This window comes from Stenotrophomonas sp. YJH_SMC_20, assembly GCF_059367845.1.
In genome coordinates, this window is the sequence record NZ_JCAFRG010000001.1 from 100,101 (window position 1) to 114,893 (window position 14,793).

Genomic DNA, 14,793 nt, shown 5'->3' on the forward strand with positions numbered 1-14,793 from the left:
AGGGTGCGCTGCACGCTGTAGAGCCGAGCCCATGCTCGGCTGCTTCTGGCGCCGAGCCGAGCATGGACTCGGCTCCACAGAATGTCGGCGCGGCGCTACCGGGTCAGCCCCTGCGCCGCTCGATCAGGTTCAGCAGTGGCCCGGTCATCGCCGTTGTCACCAGCGCCATGATCACCAGCACCGCGAACAGGCGGTCACCGAGCAGGCCAAGTTCGTAACCCAGGTTGAGCACGATCAGCTCCATCAGGCCACGGGTGTTCATCAGTGCACCCAGCCGCCACGCCTCACGGGTGGGCATGCCGGCACTGCGCGCGGCGCTGAAGGTACCCAGCAGCTTGCCGGTCGTGGCCACTGCGATCACCACACCACACAGCACGATGTCGCTGGCCTGCAGCGCGTCGGCGCGCATGCGAAGGCCGGTCATGGCGAAGAACAGCGGCAGCAGCAGGGTCACCGCGAACGGTTCGACGCGGGCCATCAACAGGCCGCGCAGCTGCGCGTTGGACGACACCGCCACGCCCGCAGCGAACGCACCGAACAGCGCGTGGATGCCCAGCATTTCGGTGATCAGGGCACTACCCAGCGACAGCAGCAGGATGCCGAGCAGCCAGCGCCCCTCACGCCCCGGCACGATCTCCTGGCGAGCGAACCACGGCTTCACCAGCCCCAGCATCAGCACCACGAAGGCGACCACGCACAGCAGATTGAGACTGGCCGGCAGCCAGCCGCTGGCCTGTGCCGCCGCCACGATCAGTGCCAGCAGGCACCATGCGGTGGCATCGCCCAAAGCCGCGCAGGCGATGGCGGTCTGGCCCAGCGGCGTCTGCGTGATGCCACGGTCGGCGAGGATGCGCAGCAGCACCGGGAACGCGGTGATGCTCATCGATATGCCAACGAAAAGCGCGAATGCGGTGAAGCCCACGCCCTGCGGGCCGTGCTGCGGGTACAGCCAGATCGCCAACGCGACGCCGAGCACGAACGGCACCGCGATGCCGGCATGGCTGACCGTGAAGGCGAAACGCCGGCGGCCGCGCAGTGCCGCCAGGTCCAGTTCGGCACCGGCCACCAGCAGAAACATCAGCACGCCCAGCTGGCTGAGCATGCCCAGAGGGCCCAGCGAACTGGCCGGGAACAGCGCACCCTGCAGCTGCGGCAGCAGGCTGCCGAGCACCAGCGGCCCCATCATCAGGCCGGCCGCCATCTCGCCGATCACCGCCGGCTGCCCCAGCCGCTTCAGCAGCGCACCGGCGCCCTTGGCTACCAGCAACAGCACCAGCAGCTGCAGCAGGAACAGGCCCAGCGGTGACGCCAGATGCCGTGCCCAGCTGCCTTCGGCAGCGACCGTGGTACGCGCAACCGCCTCGGGGGCGGCCGGCCCGGCATAGCGCGCCAGCAGCACGCCGGCCAGCAGCGGGACACCGGCCCAGGCCAGATAACGCCATCCCCATTTCGTGGGCCGCATGCCGCCGCTCGCCTGTACGTCCATGAACATTCCCCAATGCGCAGGGGGCGATCATACAAAAAGGGGACGGAGGGGATTAAGTCGTTTGTGCCCGCCGGGCATGGCCCGGCGCTACCATCGCTCGGTAGCACCGGGCCGTGCCCGGCGGAAGCATTACGCCAGTGCCTGCGCGTGCACCCCGGCGATCGCGCGACCCGACGGATCTGCAGCCGCGGCGAAGCTGGCGTCCCAGGCAATGGCCGCCGGCGACGAACAGGCGATCGACTTGCCACCCGGCACGGTCTCTGCGGCTGCGCGGCTGGGGAAGAACTGCTCGAACAGGTGGCGGTAGTAGTACGCCTCCTTGGTCTGTGGCGGGTTGTGCGGGAAGCGCTTGTCGGCCGCAGCCAGTACACGGTCGCTCACCTGCGCCTCGGCATGTGCCTTCAGCCCGTCGATCCAGCCGTAGCCGACGCCATCGCTGAACTGTTCCTTCTGCCGCCACAGGATGCTGTCCGGCAGGTAGCCGTCGAACGCCTCGCGCAGCACCGCCTTTTCGATGCGGCGACCGCCAAAGCCGGCGCCCACCATCTTGTGCGCGGCATCGAAGCGCATCGCCACGTCGAGGAATTCGCGGTCGAGGAACGGCACGCGTGGCTCCACGCCCCAGGCCATCATCGACTTGTTGGCACGCAGGCAGTCGTAGTTGTGCAGGGCGTCGAGCTTGCGCACCAGCTCCTCGTGGAATTCACGCGCATCCGGTGCCTTGTGGAAATACAGGTAGCCACCGAAGATCTCGTCGCTGCCCTCGCCGGACAGCACCATCTTCACCCCCATCGCCTTGATCCGCCGCGCCAGCAGGAACATCGGCGTCGAGGCGCGGATGGTGGTGACGTCGTAGGTTTCGATGTGGCGGATCACTTCCGGCAACGCATCGAGGCCTTCCTCGAAGGTGTACTCGAAGCCGTGATGCACGGTGCCAAGTGCCTCGGCGGCGATCGCGGCGGCGGCCAGATCAGGCGAGCCCTTCAAACCGATCGCGAACGAATGCAGCCGCGGCCACCATGCTTCGGTCTGCCCACCATCCTCGATGCGGCGACGCGCGTAGCGTGCGGCAACTGCCGCCACCAGCGACGAATCCAGGCCACCGGACAGCAGCACGCCGTACGGCACATCGCTCATCAGCTGGCGTTCCACCGCATGCTCGAAGGCCTGGCGCAGCTCGGCCAGATCGGCCTGGCGACCGTGCACGCCAGCGTAGGCGCGCCACGGCTGCTGGTAGTAGCGCACCAGCTCACCACTGGCACTGTCGAAATAGTGGCCCGGCGGGAACTGCGCGACGTCGGCACAGGTATCGACCAGTGCCTTCATTTCCGAGGCCACGCGCAGGCGTCCCTGGGCATCGTGGCCCCAGTACAACGGCACCACGCCGATCGGATCGCGCGCCACCAGCACGCGGCCGGCATCACGGTCCCACAGCGCGAAGGCGAAGATGCCGTTGAGCTGCTCCAGCCACTGCGCCGGCGATCCGCCTTGGCGGTAAAGCGCGTTGATCACCTCGCAGTCCGAACCCGTCTGGAAGTCGTAGGCGGTGGTCAGCGTGGCCTTCAACTGCTGGTGGTTGTAGATCTCGCCGTTCACCGCCAGCGCCAGCTGGCCATCGTCCGACAGCAGCGGCTGCGAGCCACCGGCCGGGTCGACGATGGCCAGCCGCTCGTGGACCAGCAGCGCACCTTCGTCAAGATACACGCCGCTCCAGTCCGGGCCGCGGTGGCGTTGGCGCTGCGACAGTTCCAGCGCATGGCGGCGCAGAGCCGGAAGATCGTCACCGGCCTGCAGGCCGAAGATTCCGAATATCGAACACATGGGGGGAGCTCCTGTTGGGGGAATTTCACGGGTGGGAGGGTGTTCGACCGGCCATCCAGGCCCGGGTGGGGCTGCGCCCGGGCACAAAAAAACCCGCATCGACCGATGCGGGTTTTCTGGTGTCCGGGCGTGTGTTGCTGTCTATCTACCCAGGGCGCAGTCCCGCATCGGCCGCGCACGATTATTCGCGCGCAGATTATTGCGGTTGTTGTTATTGACGGCGGTGGCCAGGCGGATCGACATGGCATCGACCCTACCCCGGATTCCGGCGCTGCGCAACCGTTGCATTGGCAACCAGGTGAAGGTGTGCCGACCAACGGTCGGCACCCAGCAGTCGGCACTCACAGGGGGAGCGCCGGGCCGTGCCCGGCGCCATGCCTCACGCCAGCAGCCGTTCCACCAGGCGCTGGTAAAGCCCCGGCAACGCTTCCAGATCATCCACGCGCACGTTCTCATCCACCTGGTGGATGCTGGCGTTGACTGGCCCCACTTCGATGCACTGCGCACCCAGCGGCGCGATGAAGCGTGCATCGGAGGTGCCGCCACCGGTGCTTTCCTCAGGGGCACGACCGATGTGCTCGGCCAGCACCGCGCGCGCGGTGGCGCGCAGCGTGCCTTCCGGGGTGTAGAACGGCTCGCCGCTGCGATGCCACTTCAGCGCGTACTGCAGGCCGTGCCGGTCCAGCAGCGCGGTGATCTCCGTTTCCAGCTTCGGTGCATCCCAGTGCGGGTTGTAGCGGATGTTGAAATCGACCTCCAGCTCCCCGGGAATCACGTTGTTGGCGCCGGTGCCGGCACGGATGTTGGAGATCTGCAGGCTGGTCGGCGGGAAACTCTCGTACCCCTCGTCCCAGCGTCGCGCCGTCAGCTCGGCCAGGGCCGGCGCCGCCTGGTGGATCGGGTTGCGTGCCTTCTCCGGATACGCCACGTGACCCTGCACGCCCTGCACGCGCAGCTTGGCCGACAGGCTGCCGCGACGCCCGACGCGCAGCAGGTCGCCCAGCGCCGCTGTCGATGATGGCTCGCCGGTAATGCACCAGTCGATGCGCTGGCCGCGCTCGGCGAACAGGCGCGCGACGTGGCGCACGCCATCGATCGCGTCGCCTTCCTCGTCGCTGGTCAGCAGCACCGCCAGCGTGCCGGGGTGATCGGGATGCGCGGCGACGAACTGCTCGGCGGCCACCACGAACGCGGCCACGCTGCCCTTCATGTCGGCGGCGCCACGGCCATACAGCACGCCATCGCGGATCTGCGGCGTGAACGGATCGCTGGTCCAGGCCTCGCGCGGGCCGGTGGGCACCACGTCGGTATGGCCCAGCAGCACCAGCACCGGCGCACCCTGGCCGTGGGTCGCCCACAGGTTGTCGACCTCACCCAGACGCAGCTGGTCACAGTGGAACCCTGCCTGCTTCAACCGCGCCGCCAGCAGTGCCTGGCAGCCGGCGTCGTCCGGGGTAACCGAGGGGCGCGCGATCAGCTCGCAGGCCAGGTCGAGGACGGCACTCATGACTGGCCCACGCCGAAGCGGGCCTTGAAGCCGTTGTCACTGAAACCCTGGCTGGCCTTGCCGTCGGCCGTGACCACCAGCGGGCGCTTGATCAGCTGCGGGTACTCACGCAGCAGCAGCTTCCATTCGGCCTCGGAGTCCGCGGCCTTGCGGTTGTCCGGCAGCTGCCGCCAGGTGGTGGAGGACTTGTTCACCATCGCCGCCAGCCCCCCCAGCTGCGCGGCCCATTCCAGAAGCGTTTCCGGGCTGGGCTTGTTGTCGCGGTAGTCGACGAAGGTGTACGGCACGCCGAAGCGGTCCAGCCACTTGGTCGCCTTCTTGCAGGTATCGCAGTTCTTCAAACCGTAGACAGTGGTGCTCATGGCCATCTGTGATGCTGGAAAACAGAGGGCCAGAATCTCACAACAGGCGCTCGGACACGACCCGGAACGGCGCGGCACGGTGGGTCGCCTGCCACAGCGCGGCGCACGCGGCAGGCGCGGCAGCATCCGCCCGAACAGGACGTCGGGAGGATGCCGGTAGCTCGCGTACTGCGCCGGATCCTCCGGCGCAGTCACCTTCAGTCGGCCAGGCCGCGCAGCAGGTCGTTGACGCTGGTCTTGCTGCGGGTCCTGGCATCGACCTGCTTGACGATCACCGCGCAGTACAGCGAATGGGTACCGTCCTTGCTCGGCAGCGAGCCGGACACCACCACGCTGTACGGCGGGATGTAGCCGTAGCTGATCTCACCGGTGGCGCGGTTGTAGATGCGGGTGCTCTGGCTGAGGAACACGCCCATGCCGATCACGCTGTGGTGGCCGACCACCACACCCTCAACCACTTCCGAGCGGGCACCGATGAAGCAATGGTCCTCGATGATGGTCGGGCTGGCCTGCAGCGGCTCCAGCACGCCGCCGATGCCGGCACCGCCGGACAGATGACAGTGCTGGCCGATCTGCGCGCAGGAACCGACGGTGGCCCAGGTGTCCACCATGGTGCCTTCGCCGACATAGGCGCCGATGTTGGTGAAGCTCGGCATCAGCACCACATCCTTGCCGAAATACGTGCCACGGCGAGCAATCGCGCCCGGCACCACGCGCACGCCGCCTCGGCGGAACTTCGCTTCGTCATAGCCTGCGAAGCGCGATTCGACCTTGTCCCAGAACGGTGCCGGGCGTGCATCGACCACCGCCATGTCGTTGACACGGAAATACAGCAGCACCGCCTTCTTCAGCCACTCGTTGACCTTCCAGCCGCCCTGGCCGTCCGGCTCGGCGACGCGGAATTCACCGCTCTCCAGGCCGTCGATCACACGGTTGACCAGCGGCCTGGTCGAGCCTTCCAGTTCGTGCAGGGTCAGCGTTGCGCGGCGTTCGAAGGCACTTTCGATGCCGAACTTCAGTTCTTCCACGCCCGGCGCGACCGGCTTGCGCAGCGACTTGCGGGCGATGGTTTCGGCGCGTGCGGCTTCTGCGCTCTTGGCCGGGGCCTTCTTCGGTGCCGCCACCTTCCTCGCCGGCGCCTTCACCACCGCGGCTTTCTTCGGCGCGGCAGCCTTCTTCGCGGCCGGCACGGCGGCAGTTTTCTTGGCCGCTGCGCTCTTGGCGGTGGCAGCAGTCTTCTTAACAGGCTTGGTGGCCATCAGGCGGGGTCTCCGGCGTTTCGATCAGGGTCCAGGCAGGCCAGCATCGCGTCATGCAGCTGCTGCCGGGCAGGTTCAGTCAGGGGGAGGTCGTGTTCGTCACTGATCACGAAGGTGTCTTCGGCGCGTTCGCCGAATGTCGCAATGCGCGCATCATGCACGCGCAGGCCCTGGTTGCGCAGCACGAACGCCACATCGGCCAGCAGGCCGGGACGGTCGGGGGCGACCAGGGCAAAACGGGTTGCGCCCGGTTCATCGCGGAATTCGATGCGCGGCGCAAAACGGAAATGACGCAGTTGCCGCGGCACCACCCGGCGTGACGGCCGAAGCCGCGCAAGGTCGCCACTCAGGGCCTCGCGCAGCGCCGCTTCCAGATTGGCACTGTTGCCATCGGCAAACGTGTCGGCCGGGTTCACTTCGAAGGTATCGAAGATGGTGTCGGCCGGGCCGTCCAGCACGCGTGCACGGTGGATCCCGTAGCCCTTGCGGTCCAGGGTCATCACGATCGCGGCGAACAGGCCGTCGCGGTCGGGCGAGTGCACGAACACTTCCAGCGCGGGGTCGTCGACACTGATCCGGCGGACCTTGACCAGGGTCTGGCCCTGCTTCACCGGCACCAGCGCAGCGGCCTGCCAGGCCAGCTGCTCGGGGCGCAGGCGGATGAAGCCCTCATCGGGCATCACCGCGAACTGGCGGTCGATGGTGGCATCGTCGTAACCCTGCTCGCGCACCAGTGCGCGCACGCTGTCACGCGCCTCGGCCACACGCTCGGCGGCGGGCACCGGATGCTCCAGCCCTTCGCGCAACGCGCGCCGGGTGGCGAAGTAAAGGTCGGCCAGCAGGCGATCCTTCCAGGCGTTCCACAGTTTCGGGCTGGTGCCGGCAATATCGGCACAGGTCAGCAGATACAGGTAGTCCAGGCGGTCGCGGCTGCCGACCAGGGTGGCGAAGCGATGGATCACCACCGGGTCGGCAATGTCCTGCTTCTGCGCGGTCACCGACATGCGCAGGTGCTGTTCGACCAGCCAGGCGACCAGTTCGGTATCGGTGCCACTGAGCGCATGTGCCTGGCAGAACGCGCGCGCGTCCACCGCACCCAGCTCGGAGTGGTCGCCGCCGCGGCCCTTGGCAATGTCATGGAACAGGCCGGCCAGCAGCAGCAGCTCCGGCTTGCGCAGGCGCGGCCACACTTCGTGCGCGATCGAGAAGCGCTCGTCGGCACGGCTGCTGGCGAACAGGCCGATGTTGCGCAGGACCATCAGCGTGTGCTGGTCGACGGTGTAGACATGGAACAGGTCGAACTGCATGCGCCCGCTGACTTGGGCGAACGCGGGAATCCACTGGCCAAGCACGCCCAGCCGCGCCATGCGCGAAAGCGTGTCGACCGGGCGCTGGCCACGCAGCAGGGCAAGGAAGTGCTCGCGTGCGTCGGCGTCGGCCTGGTCATAGGCCGGCAGCAGCGGCAGCGACTCGGCCAGCGCACGCGCGGTCAGCGAGTGCAGGCCGCGCACCTGCGGGTTGTTGGCCCAGCTGGAAAACAGCGCGAACACTTGGCCAATGTCGCCCTGCGGCCAGTCGGCCTCGTTGGCGGCCAGGTAGCCACGACGCAGGGAAAAGCCCACGGTCAGCGGCTCCGGCTGCGCCTCGCCGTCGAACTGCTCCTCGAAGCGCTGCAGCAGGCGGTCGCTGATCCGCCGCACCACCAGCGCGGCGCGGTAGAAGCCCTGCATCATTTTCTCGACACCGAGGCTCTCGGCGTCGTCTTCGAAGCCCAGGCGCGCGGCGAGGGTCTTCTGGTAATCGAAACGCAGGCGCTCTTCCGGGCGACGTGCTACCAGGTGCAGGCCAAACCTCAGTCGCGCCAGCACGGCACGTTCGCGCTTGAGCGCTGCGGCTTCGTCGGCACCCAGATGGCCGAGCCCGACCAGGGCTTCCAGGTCGCGCACGCCGAACGCGCGCAGTGCCATCCAGCCCAGCGTGTTGAGATCGCGCAGGCCACCGGGGCCATCCTTCAGGTCCGGCTCCAGGTTGTCGGCGGTATCACCGAAGCGCTGGTGACGGTTGCGCAGCTCTTCCAGCTTGGCCAGGAAGAAAGTGCGTGCCGGCCACAGTTCGCGATCGTCGATGGCCTCGCGCAGCGCGCGGCGGGCGGCGTCATCGGCCAGGATCGGACGCGCCTCGATCAGCGCGGTCAGCACGGTCTGGTCAGCCGCCGCCTCGCGGCACTGCAATGCAGAACGCACCGCATGGCTGACCGCCAACCCGCAGTCCCACAGCAGCGCGAACAGCCGCGCCAGGGCCGCTTCGTGCGCCAGTTGCGCCGGCGGATCGCCGAACACCAGCAGGTCGATGTCCGATCGCGGGAACAGTTCACCGCGGCCATAGCCGCCTACCGCGAACAGCGACAGGCCGCTGCCGGCCGGCAGGCAACGCTGCCACGCCAGGCGGATCAAGTGGTCGGCAGCGCGCGCACGCAACGCCAGCAGGCGCTCGATGTTGTCGCCCTGGTCGAAGCGGCGGTACAGGCGTGCGTCGGCCTGCTGCAGCGCCTGCCGCGCCGCAGCGGCCCAGTCCGGGTCGTTGAGCGACGCGGCCGGCGTGTCCAGCAGCGAACTCGCCGGCAGCATCGTCAGGAAACCTGCGACTCGCCCGGCGACAGGGTCAGCACGTCGACGCCGGTCTCGGTGACCGCGACCATGTGCTCCCACTGCGCCGACAGCTTGCGGTCCTTGGTCACCACGGTCCAGCCATCCGGCAGCACCTTGTTGTAGCGGGTGCCCTCGTTGATCATCGGTTCGATGGTGAAGGTCATGCCCGGCTGCAGCACCAGGCCCTGGCCCGGGCGGCCGTAATGCACCACCTGCGGCTCATCGTGGTAGACCTTGCCGATGCCGTGGCCGCAGTACTCGCGCACCACGCTGAAACGCTCGCCTTCGGCATAGCTCTGGATGGCATGGCCGATGTCGCCCAGGGTGGCGCCCGGACGCACGGCGCGGATGCCGCGCCACATGGCTTCGTAGGTGGTTTCCACCAGGCGGCGGGCCATCACCGACGGCGTGCCGACGAAGTACATGCGGCTGGTGTCGCCGTGCCAACCGTCCTTGATGACGGTGACATCGATATTGATGATGTCGCCATCCTTGAGCACCTTCCCTTCACTGGGGATGCCGTGGCAGATGACATTGTTGACCGAGGTGCACACGGTCTTCGGGAAGCCGCGGTAGCCGACGTTGGCCGGAATGGCGCCCTGCACGTTGACGATGTGGTCGTGGCAGATGCGGTCCAGCTCCTCGGTGGTGACACCGGGCTTGACGTGGGGGGTGACGATGTCCAGCACTTCGCTGGCCAAGCGGCCGGCGATGCGCATCATCTCGATTTCCTGCGGGGTTTTCAGATTCACGCTCATGGCACCCATTATCGCCGATCCGGCCGCAATCTGAACGAACGCCACCCAACTGGCATTCCGGGCCATGCACCGGGCCATGCACGCTTTCGGCAAGGAAAATGAAAGCGTGATGCCCTCCACCCTTTCGCCCGCCTGTTTATCACAGATTACAGACACTTACGCCACCTAAGCTGGGGTCACCGTCGCCGAAGCGGTGCCGATCGTGCCGCCTTCGCCTTGTTCAACGGACCTTCGGGTCAGGGAGGTTGTCCATGCGATCCGCGCTTCGTTCTCCGCTTGCCTGGGCCTTCGCCGGCCTCCTGCTGTCCAGCCCGGCCCTGGCCGCAGATACCACCACCTTCAACGTCACGCTGGTGGTCACCAAGGCCTGCACCATCACGGCCGCGGCCGCTACCAACGTCGACTTCGGCACGGCGGCGTCGACCACCGCCACGCCCACCCTCGGCCAGGGCACGGTCACCGCGCAGTGTTCGGCGCTGACGCCGTACACGATCGCGCTGAATGCGGGCGCCAACGCGGGCACCGCCAACGACGTCACCACGCGGCGCATGAAGAACACCAATGCCGCCGTGACCGCCAACAACTATGTCGGCTACCAGCTCTACCAGGATGCCGCGCATACCCTGGTCTGGGGATCCACAACCGGCACCAATACCCAGGCCGGCATCGGCACCGGCCTGGCCGTGCCGTACGTCGTCTACGGCCAGATCCTGAACCTGAGCACCAACAACCCGGCCACCGGCAGCTACCTGGATACGGTTACCGCCACGATCACCTATTGATGGAGCACGCCCGCATGGCCGGACTCCGCCCGTGGCGCGCCACCGGCGTGGCGCTGCTCGCCCTGTGCCTGCTGGCCACCGCCACCGCCGGCGCCACCAGCCTGCAGGTCGCGCCGACCAGCCTGCAGCTGGAGGCGCGCCAGCGTGCGGCTGAGCTATGGCTGACCAACAGCGGCACCGCGCCGGTGAAGCTGCAGGTGCGCGTGTTCCGCTGGGTGCAGCAGGACGGCCAGGAACGGCTGCTGCCCACCGATGAGCTGATGGCCACACCGCCCATGCAGGAACTGGCTGCGGGCCAGCAGCAACTGGTGCGGGTGATGCGTCCGGACAACGAGCCACCGCCTGCACAACGGCACTACCGATTGATCGTGGACCAGATCCCGGACCTGGCCACGCGTGCCGAGGGCATGCAGTTCGTCCTGCGCTATTCGATCCCCGTGTTCGTGCAGCCTTCGGCCGGCGCCCTCGCCCCACAGTTGCAGGCTCGCCTGGTGACACTGGCGGATGGCCGCAATGGCGTGGAGGTGGCCAATACGAGTGACAGCTACGCGCAGATCGCCGATCTTGCGCTGGGCAGCGCCACGCGTCCGCGCATCGTCCATCCCGGATTGCTGGGCTACGTGCTGCCGGGCCAGGTGATGCGCTGGCCGATCGAGCGCGTGGCGATCGACCGCGACAACGACCAGATCACGGCCAAGCTCAATGGCGAGTCGGAACAGACGCCACTGTCGCCCCCACCGGCTCGCTGAGGCCTTGATGGGCGCGTTGCTGGCTGCCCTGGCTCCCGCGGCGACCGAGGCCGCCGATGCGTCCGGCGCGGCCGTTGATGTCTCCGGCGTGTCGGCCGATGCCACCCTGCCGCCCCCGACCCCACTGACCGCCAGCCAGACGCTGTACCTGGATGTGTCGCTCAACAGCACGCCACGCGGCCTGCTGCCGTTCATCGAGAACCGCGGCCGGCTTCAGGCCAGCCCCGAGGTGTTGCGCCAGCTCGGCTTCAATGCCAGCGGCGAGGTACCGGTCTACCTGGACCAGATCAGTGGCGCGGTGGTGCGCTACGACGCGCACATGCAGACCCTGGCGCTGGATGTGCCGCTGGACCAGCTGACCCTGCCGACCACGGTGCTCAGCCGGCCGCAGGCGCGTGCGCCGACTGGCACTGCCTCGCCGGGCGTGCTGCTCAACTACGACGTATACGGCAGCCGGGTGGACACGCTCGGCAACCTCAGCCTGAGCTCGGAGCTGCGCGTGTTCGGCATCGGCAACGGGACTTTTGAGAACACCGCCATCAGCCGCCGCTACCAGCAACCCGGTGATCGCCGTTGGCGCGGCGAAAGCGTGCGCCTGGACACCCGCTGGAGCCTGGACTTCCCCGACAGCGCAACGACGCTGGAGGTCGGCGACTTCTACAGCGGCTTCGTCGACTGGACCCGGCCAGTGCGCCTGGGTGGCGTGCAGATCGGTCGCAACTACGGGCTGCAGCCCTATCGCGTACTGACGCCCACGCCGAGCTTCCTCGGCCAGGCCGTGGTGCCCTCCACGGTCGAGCTGTACGTGGATGGCCTGCGCCAGTACAGCGGACAGGTCCCGGTCGGTCCCTTCCAGCTGGCGGCACAGCCTGGTATCAGCGGCACCGGCAATGCGCAGGTGGTGATAACCGATGCGTTCGGCCGCATGCAGACACTGGATTTCAGTTTCTATGGCACCCAGCAACTGCTGGCCAAGGGCCTTTCGGACTGGTCGGTCGGCGTCGGCCAGCTGCGCGAGGACTTCGGCCAGCGCTCCTTCGGCTACGACGATCGCACGGTGGCCAGTGCCAGCTGGCGCGGCGGCATCAGCGATGCCTTCACTGGCGAGGCGCATGCCGAAGGCGGCGGCGGCCTGGCCCAGGCCGGCATCGGCGGCTGGTGGCTGCTCGGCGCTGCCGGCGTGTTCAATGCGGCCTATGCACGCAGTGATTACCACGGCCTGCAGGGCGGGCAATGGGCGCTGGGCTACAGCTGGAACAACCGCCGCTTCAACGTCAATCTGCGCAGCGTGCGCAGCCACGGCGACTACCGCGACCTGGGCGCACTGCACGGCAACCTGCCACCGAGCATCAGCGAGCAGGCCACCCTCGGCCTGGACCTGCTGCGGCTGGGCACGCTCAGCGCAAGCTACCTGCGCCTGCGCTACCCCGACGGCGACGACAACCGCTACGCCAGCCTGTTCTGGTCGCGCAGCTGGAGCCAGCGCTGGTCGGCCTACCTGTCGCTGAACCAGAACCTGGACCAGAGCGACGACCGCAGCATCTACCTGTCGCTGACCGCCAGTCTGGGCAACAACCGCCAGGCCAGCCTCTCGAGCCAACGCAACGGCGACAGCCAGAGCTGGGTCGCGGACGTGACCCAGCCGGTGCCCGGCGATGGCAGTGCCGGCGGCGTCGGCTGGCGCGCACAGCTGCGCCATGGCGAGGACGGCAATGGCGGCCTGGCCGAGGTCGGCATCCTCAACGATACCGGCCGCTATTCGTTCGGCGCCTCGCGCCAGGGCGGGCTGAACTATGCCTACGCCAGCGCCAGCGGCAGCGTGGTGTGGATGGGTGGCCACACCTTCGCCACGCGCGAAGTGTCGGACGCGTTCGCGGTGATCAGCACCAGTGGCGTCGGCGGCGTGCCGGTGCGGCTGGAAAACCGCCTGATCGGCGTCACCGATGATCGCGGCCTGCTGCTGGTCAGCCCGTTGCTGTCCTGGCAGCGCAACCGGGTCTCGATCGACACCCTGGACCTGCCCGAGGACATGCGTGCCGACCGCATCGAGAATTGGGTGACCCCGCGCCAGCGCGCCGGCACCCGGATTGCCTTCGAGCTGCGCTCGCGACCGTCGCTGAGCCTGACCCTGCTGGCAATGGACGGGCAGCCGCTGGAGGTGGGCAGCGAGGTGCAGCTGCCCGATGGCCGCCAGGCCACGGTCGGCTATGACGGCCTGCTGTACCTGGAAGACGTTGCCGCCGGCAGCGTGCTGTACGTCACCACCAGCCGCGGCCCCTGCCGGGTGAAGGCCCCCGACCCGCCCAGGGTGGTGGCGACCGGCGCGCGGCCGAAACCGGCGCCGCTGCAGTGCATTCCGGAGGTGGCGCCATGAGGACGTTGCTGCTCGGCCTGCTGCTGTTCGCTGGCCTGCTGGCGGCAGCACCGGCCCGCGCCGTCGCGGTCTGCACCGCGGTCGCCAATCCAACGCTGCCGTTCGGCAACATCAACAGCAATGCGCCTGGCCCGAGCACGGCCAACCTCAACATCACGGTGACATGCACCACCGCCGCGCTGAGCGCGCTGGCCACAACCGGTGTGCGCGTCTGCGTCGGCATCGGCGCAGGCAGTGGTGGCGGCAGCAGTTCAAGCTGGCGGACGATGAAGACCAGCAGCAGCGACAGCATGAACTTCCAGCTCTACAACTCCTCGAACTTCAGCCAGGTGACGGGGTTGGTCCCGCGCGGCACGCCCCCGGCACAGGAACTGACCATGACCTACAGCGTGCCGCTGGTCGCCGGCGGCAGCGGTGCGCAGTCCGTGCAGCTGTTCGGGCAGATTCCGGCCAACCAGATCCTGGCCTCCGGCGCCTACAGCAGCACCTTCAGCGGCGCCGACGTGGTGTTGACCTGGGCCTGGAACGAGGTCCTGCTCGGCAATGCCACAGTGCCCGCCACCTGCAACGGCGGCGCCACCGGCACCAACAGCGCAAGCGCAGCCTTCAGTTTCACCGCCAGCGCCAATGTGCTGCCGCAGTGCGGCAGCTACGTCACCACCGACATGAACTTCGGCAACGTCACCGGCGGCATTCCCGCCAACATCGACCGGACCGCCACTCTGACACTGACCTGCCTGAAGAACACCGCCTTCCAGGTCGGACTCAACAACGGCCGGAACAACCCTGCCGCGACCAGCATCCGCCGCATGGCCACCACCATCGGCGGCAGTACCTACTACCTTCCCTACGAGCTGTACCGGGACTCGGCTCGGAGCCTGCGCTGGGGCAATACGTTGACTGTCGACACGGCCAGCGGCACCGGCACCGGCAGCGCACAGCAGCTGACCATCTACGGCCGGGTGCCGCCGGTCACCGGCCAGCCCCCGGCTGGTACCTACAACGACCTGGTGACGGTGACGATCACCTATTGACCGGCGTGCCGAC

At 68.0% G+C, this 14,793-nt stretch carries 11 protein-coding genes; 4 read left to right on the forward strand and 7 right to left on the reverse strand.

Annotated elements, in window-relative coordinates; genetic code table 11:
* Positions 1 to 103 precede the first annotated feature (103 nt).
* From AC5P6A_RS00475 to map, 7 genes are all read right to left on the reverse strand, one after another.
* Positions 104 to 1,492 carry a cation:proton antiporter domain-containing protein gene (locus AC5P6A_RS00475; RefSeq protein WP_429001261.1) on the reverse strand — a complete coding sequence of 463 codons (1,389 nt, stop codon included), beginning with the start codon at positions 1,490 to 1,492 and terminating at the stop codon, positions 104 to 106.
* A gap of 123 nt (positions 1,493 to 1,615) precedes the next feature.
* Entirely contained in the window at positions 1,616 to 3,307 is a 1,692-nt protein-coding gene (asnB, locus tag AC5P6A_RS00480; RefSeq protein ID WP_164143962.1) for an asparagine synthase B, read from the reverse strand.
* Between the two features lie 379 nt (positions 3,308 to 3,686).
* Entirely contained in the window at positions 3,687 to 4,814 is a 1,128-nt protein-coding gene (gene dapE / locus AC5P6A_RS00485; protein ID WP_021204137.1) for a succinyl-diaminopimelate desuccinylase, read from the reverse strand.
* Positions 4,811 to 5,182 carry an arsenate reductase gene (locus AC5P6A_RS00490; RefSeq protein ID WP_021204138.1) on the reverse strand — a complete coding sequence of 124 codons (372 nt, stop codon included), beginning with the start codon at positions 5,180 to 5,182 and terminating at the stop codon, positions 4,811 to 4,813. Before AC5P6A_RS00490 ends, dapE begins: the two co-directional genes overlap by 4 nt.
* A gap of 191 nt (positions 5,183 to 5,373) precedes the next feature.
* A complete protein-coding gene (gene dapD / locus AC5P6A_RS00495) occupies positions 5,374 to 6,435 on the reverse strand; it encodes a 2,3,4,5-tetrahydropyridine-2,6-dicarboxylate N-succinyltransferase (RefSeq protein ID WP_233653056.1) in 1,062 nt (353 codons plus the stop codon).
* Positions 6,435 to 9,044 (reverse strand): [protein-PII] uridylyltransferase, encoded by a 2,610-nt coding sequence (locus tag AC5P6A_RS00500; protein ID WP_026346923.1) that lies wholly within the window; start codon positions 9,042 to 9,044, stop codon positions 6,435 to 6,437. The genes dapD and AC5P6A_RS00500 overlap by 1 nt, the downstream gene beginning before the upstream one ends.
* A gap of 20 nt (positions 9,045 to 9,064) precedes the next feature.
* A complete protein-coding gene (map, locus tag AC5P6A_RS00505) occupies positions 9,065 to 9,850 on the reverse strand; it encodes a type I methionyl aminopeptidase (RefSeq protein ID WP_032955117.1) in 786 nt (261 codons plus the stop codon).
* Positions 9,851 to 10,092: 242 nt separating this feature from the next.
* Here map and AC5P6A_RS00510 point away from each other — a divergent pair, with 242 nt between their 5' ends.
* The 4 genes from AC5P6A_RS00510 to AC5P6A_RS00525 are packed head-to-tail and all read left to right on the forward strand — an operon-like array spanning position 10,093 to position 14,780.
* Entirely contained in the window at positions 10,093 to 10,623 is a 531-nt protein-coding gene (locus AC5P6A_RS00510; RefSeq protein WP_019659113.1) for a Csu type fimbrial protein, read from the forward strand.
* The gene (locus AC5P6A_RS00515) at positions 10,623 to 11,372 is read left to right on the forward strand and encodes a fimbrial biogenesis chaperone (protein WP_346714694.1); all 750 of its coding nucleotides are present in this window, start codon (positions 10,623 to 10,625) and stop codon (positions 11,370 to 11,372) included. The genes AC5P6A_RS00510 and AC5P6A_RS00515 overlap by 1 nt, the downstream gene beginning before the upstream one ends.
* Before the next feature lie 7 nt (positions 11,373 to 11,379).
* Positions 11,380 to 13,746, forward strand: a complete 2,367-nt coding sequence (locus AC5P6A_RS00520) for a fimbria/pilus outer membrane usher protein (protein ID WP_346714693.1) — start codon at positions 11,380 to 11,382, stop codon at positions 13,744 to 13,746.
* Positions 13,743 to 14,780, forward strand: a complete 1,038-nt coding sequence (locus AC5P6A_RS00525) for a Csu type fimbrial protein (protein ID WP_134734957.1) — start codon at positions 13,743 to 13,745, stop codon at positions 14,778 to 14,780. The genes AC5P6A_RS00520 and AC5P6A_RS00525 overlap by 4 nt, the downstream gene beginning before the upstream one ends.
* The last annotated feature ends 13 nt before the right edge of the window (positions 14,781 to 14,793 follow it).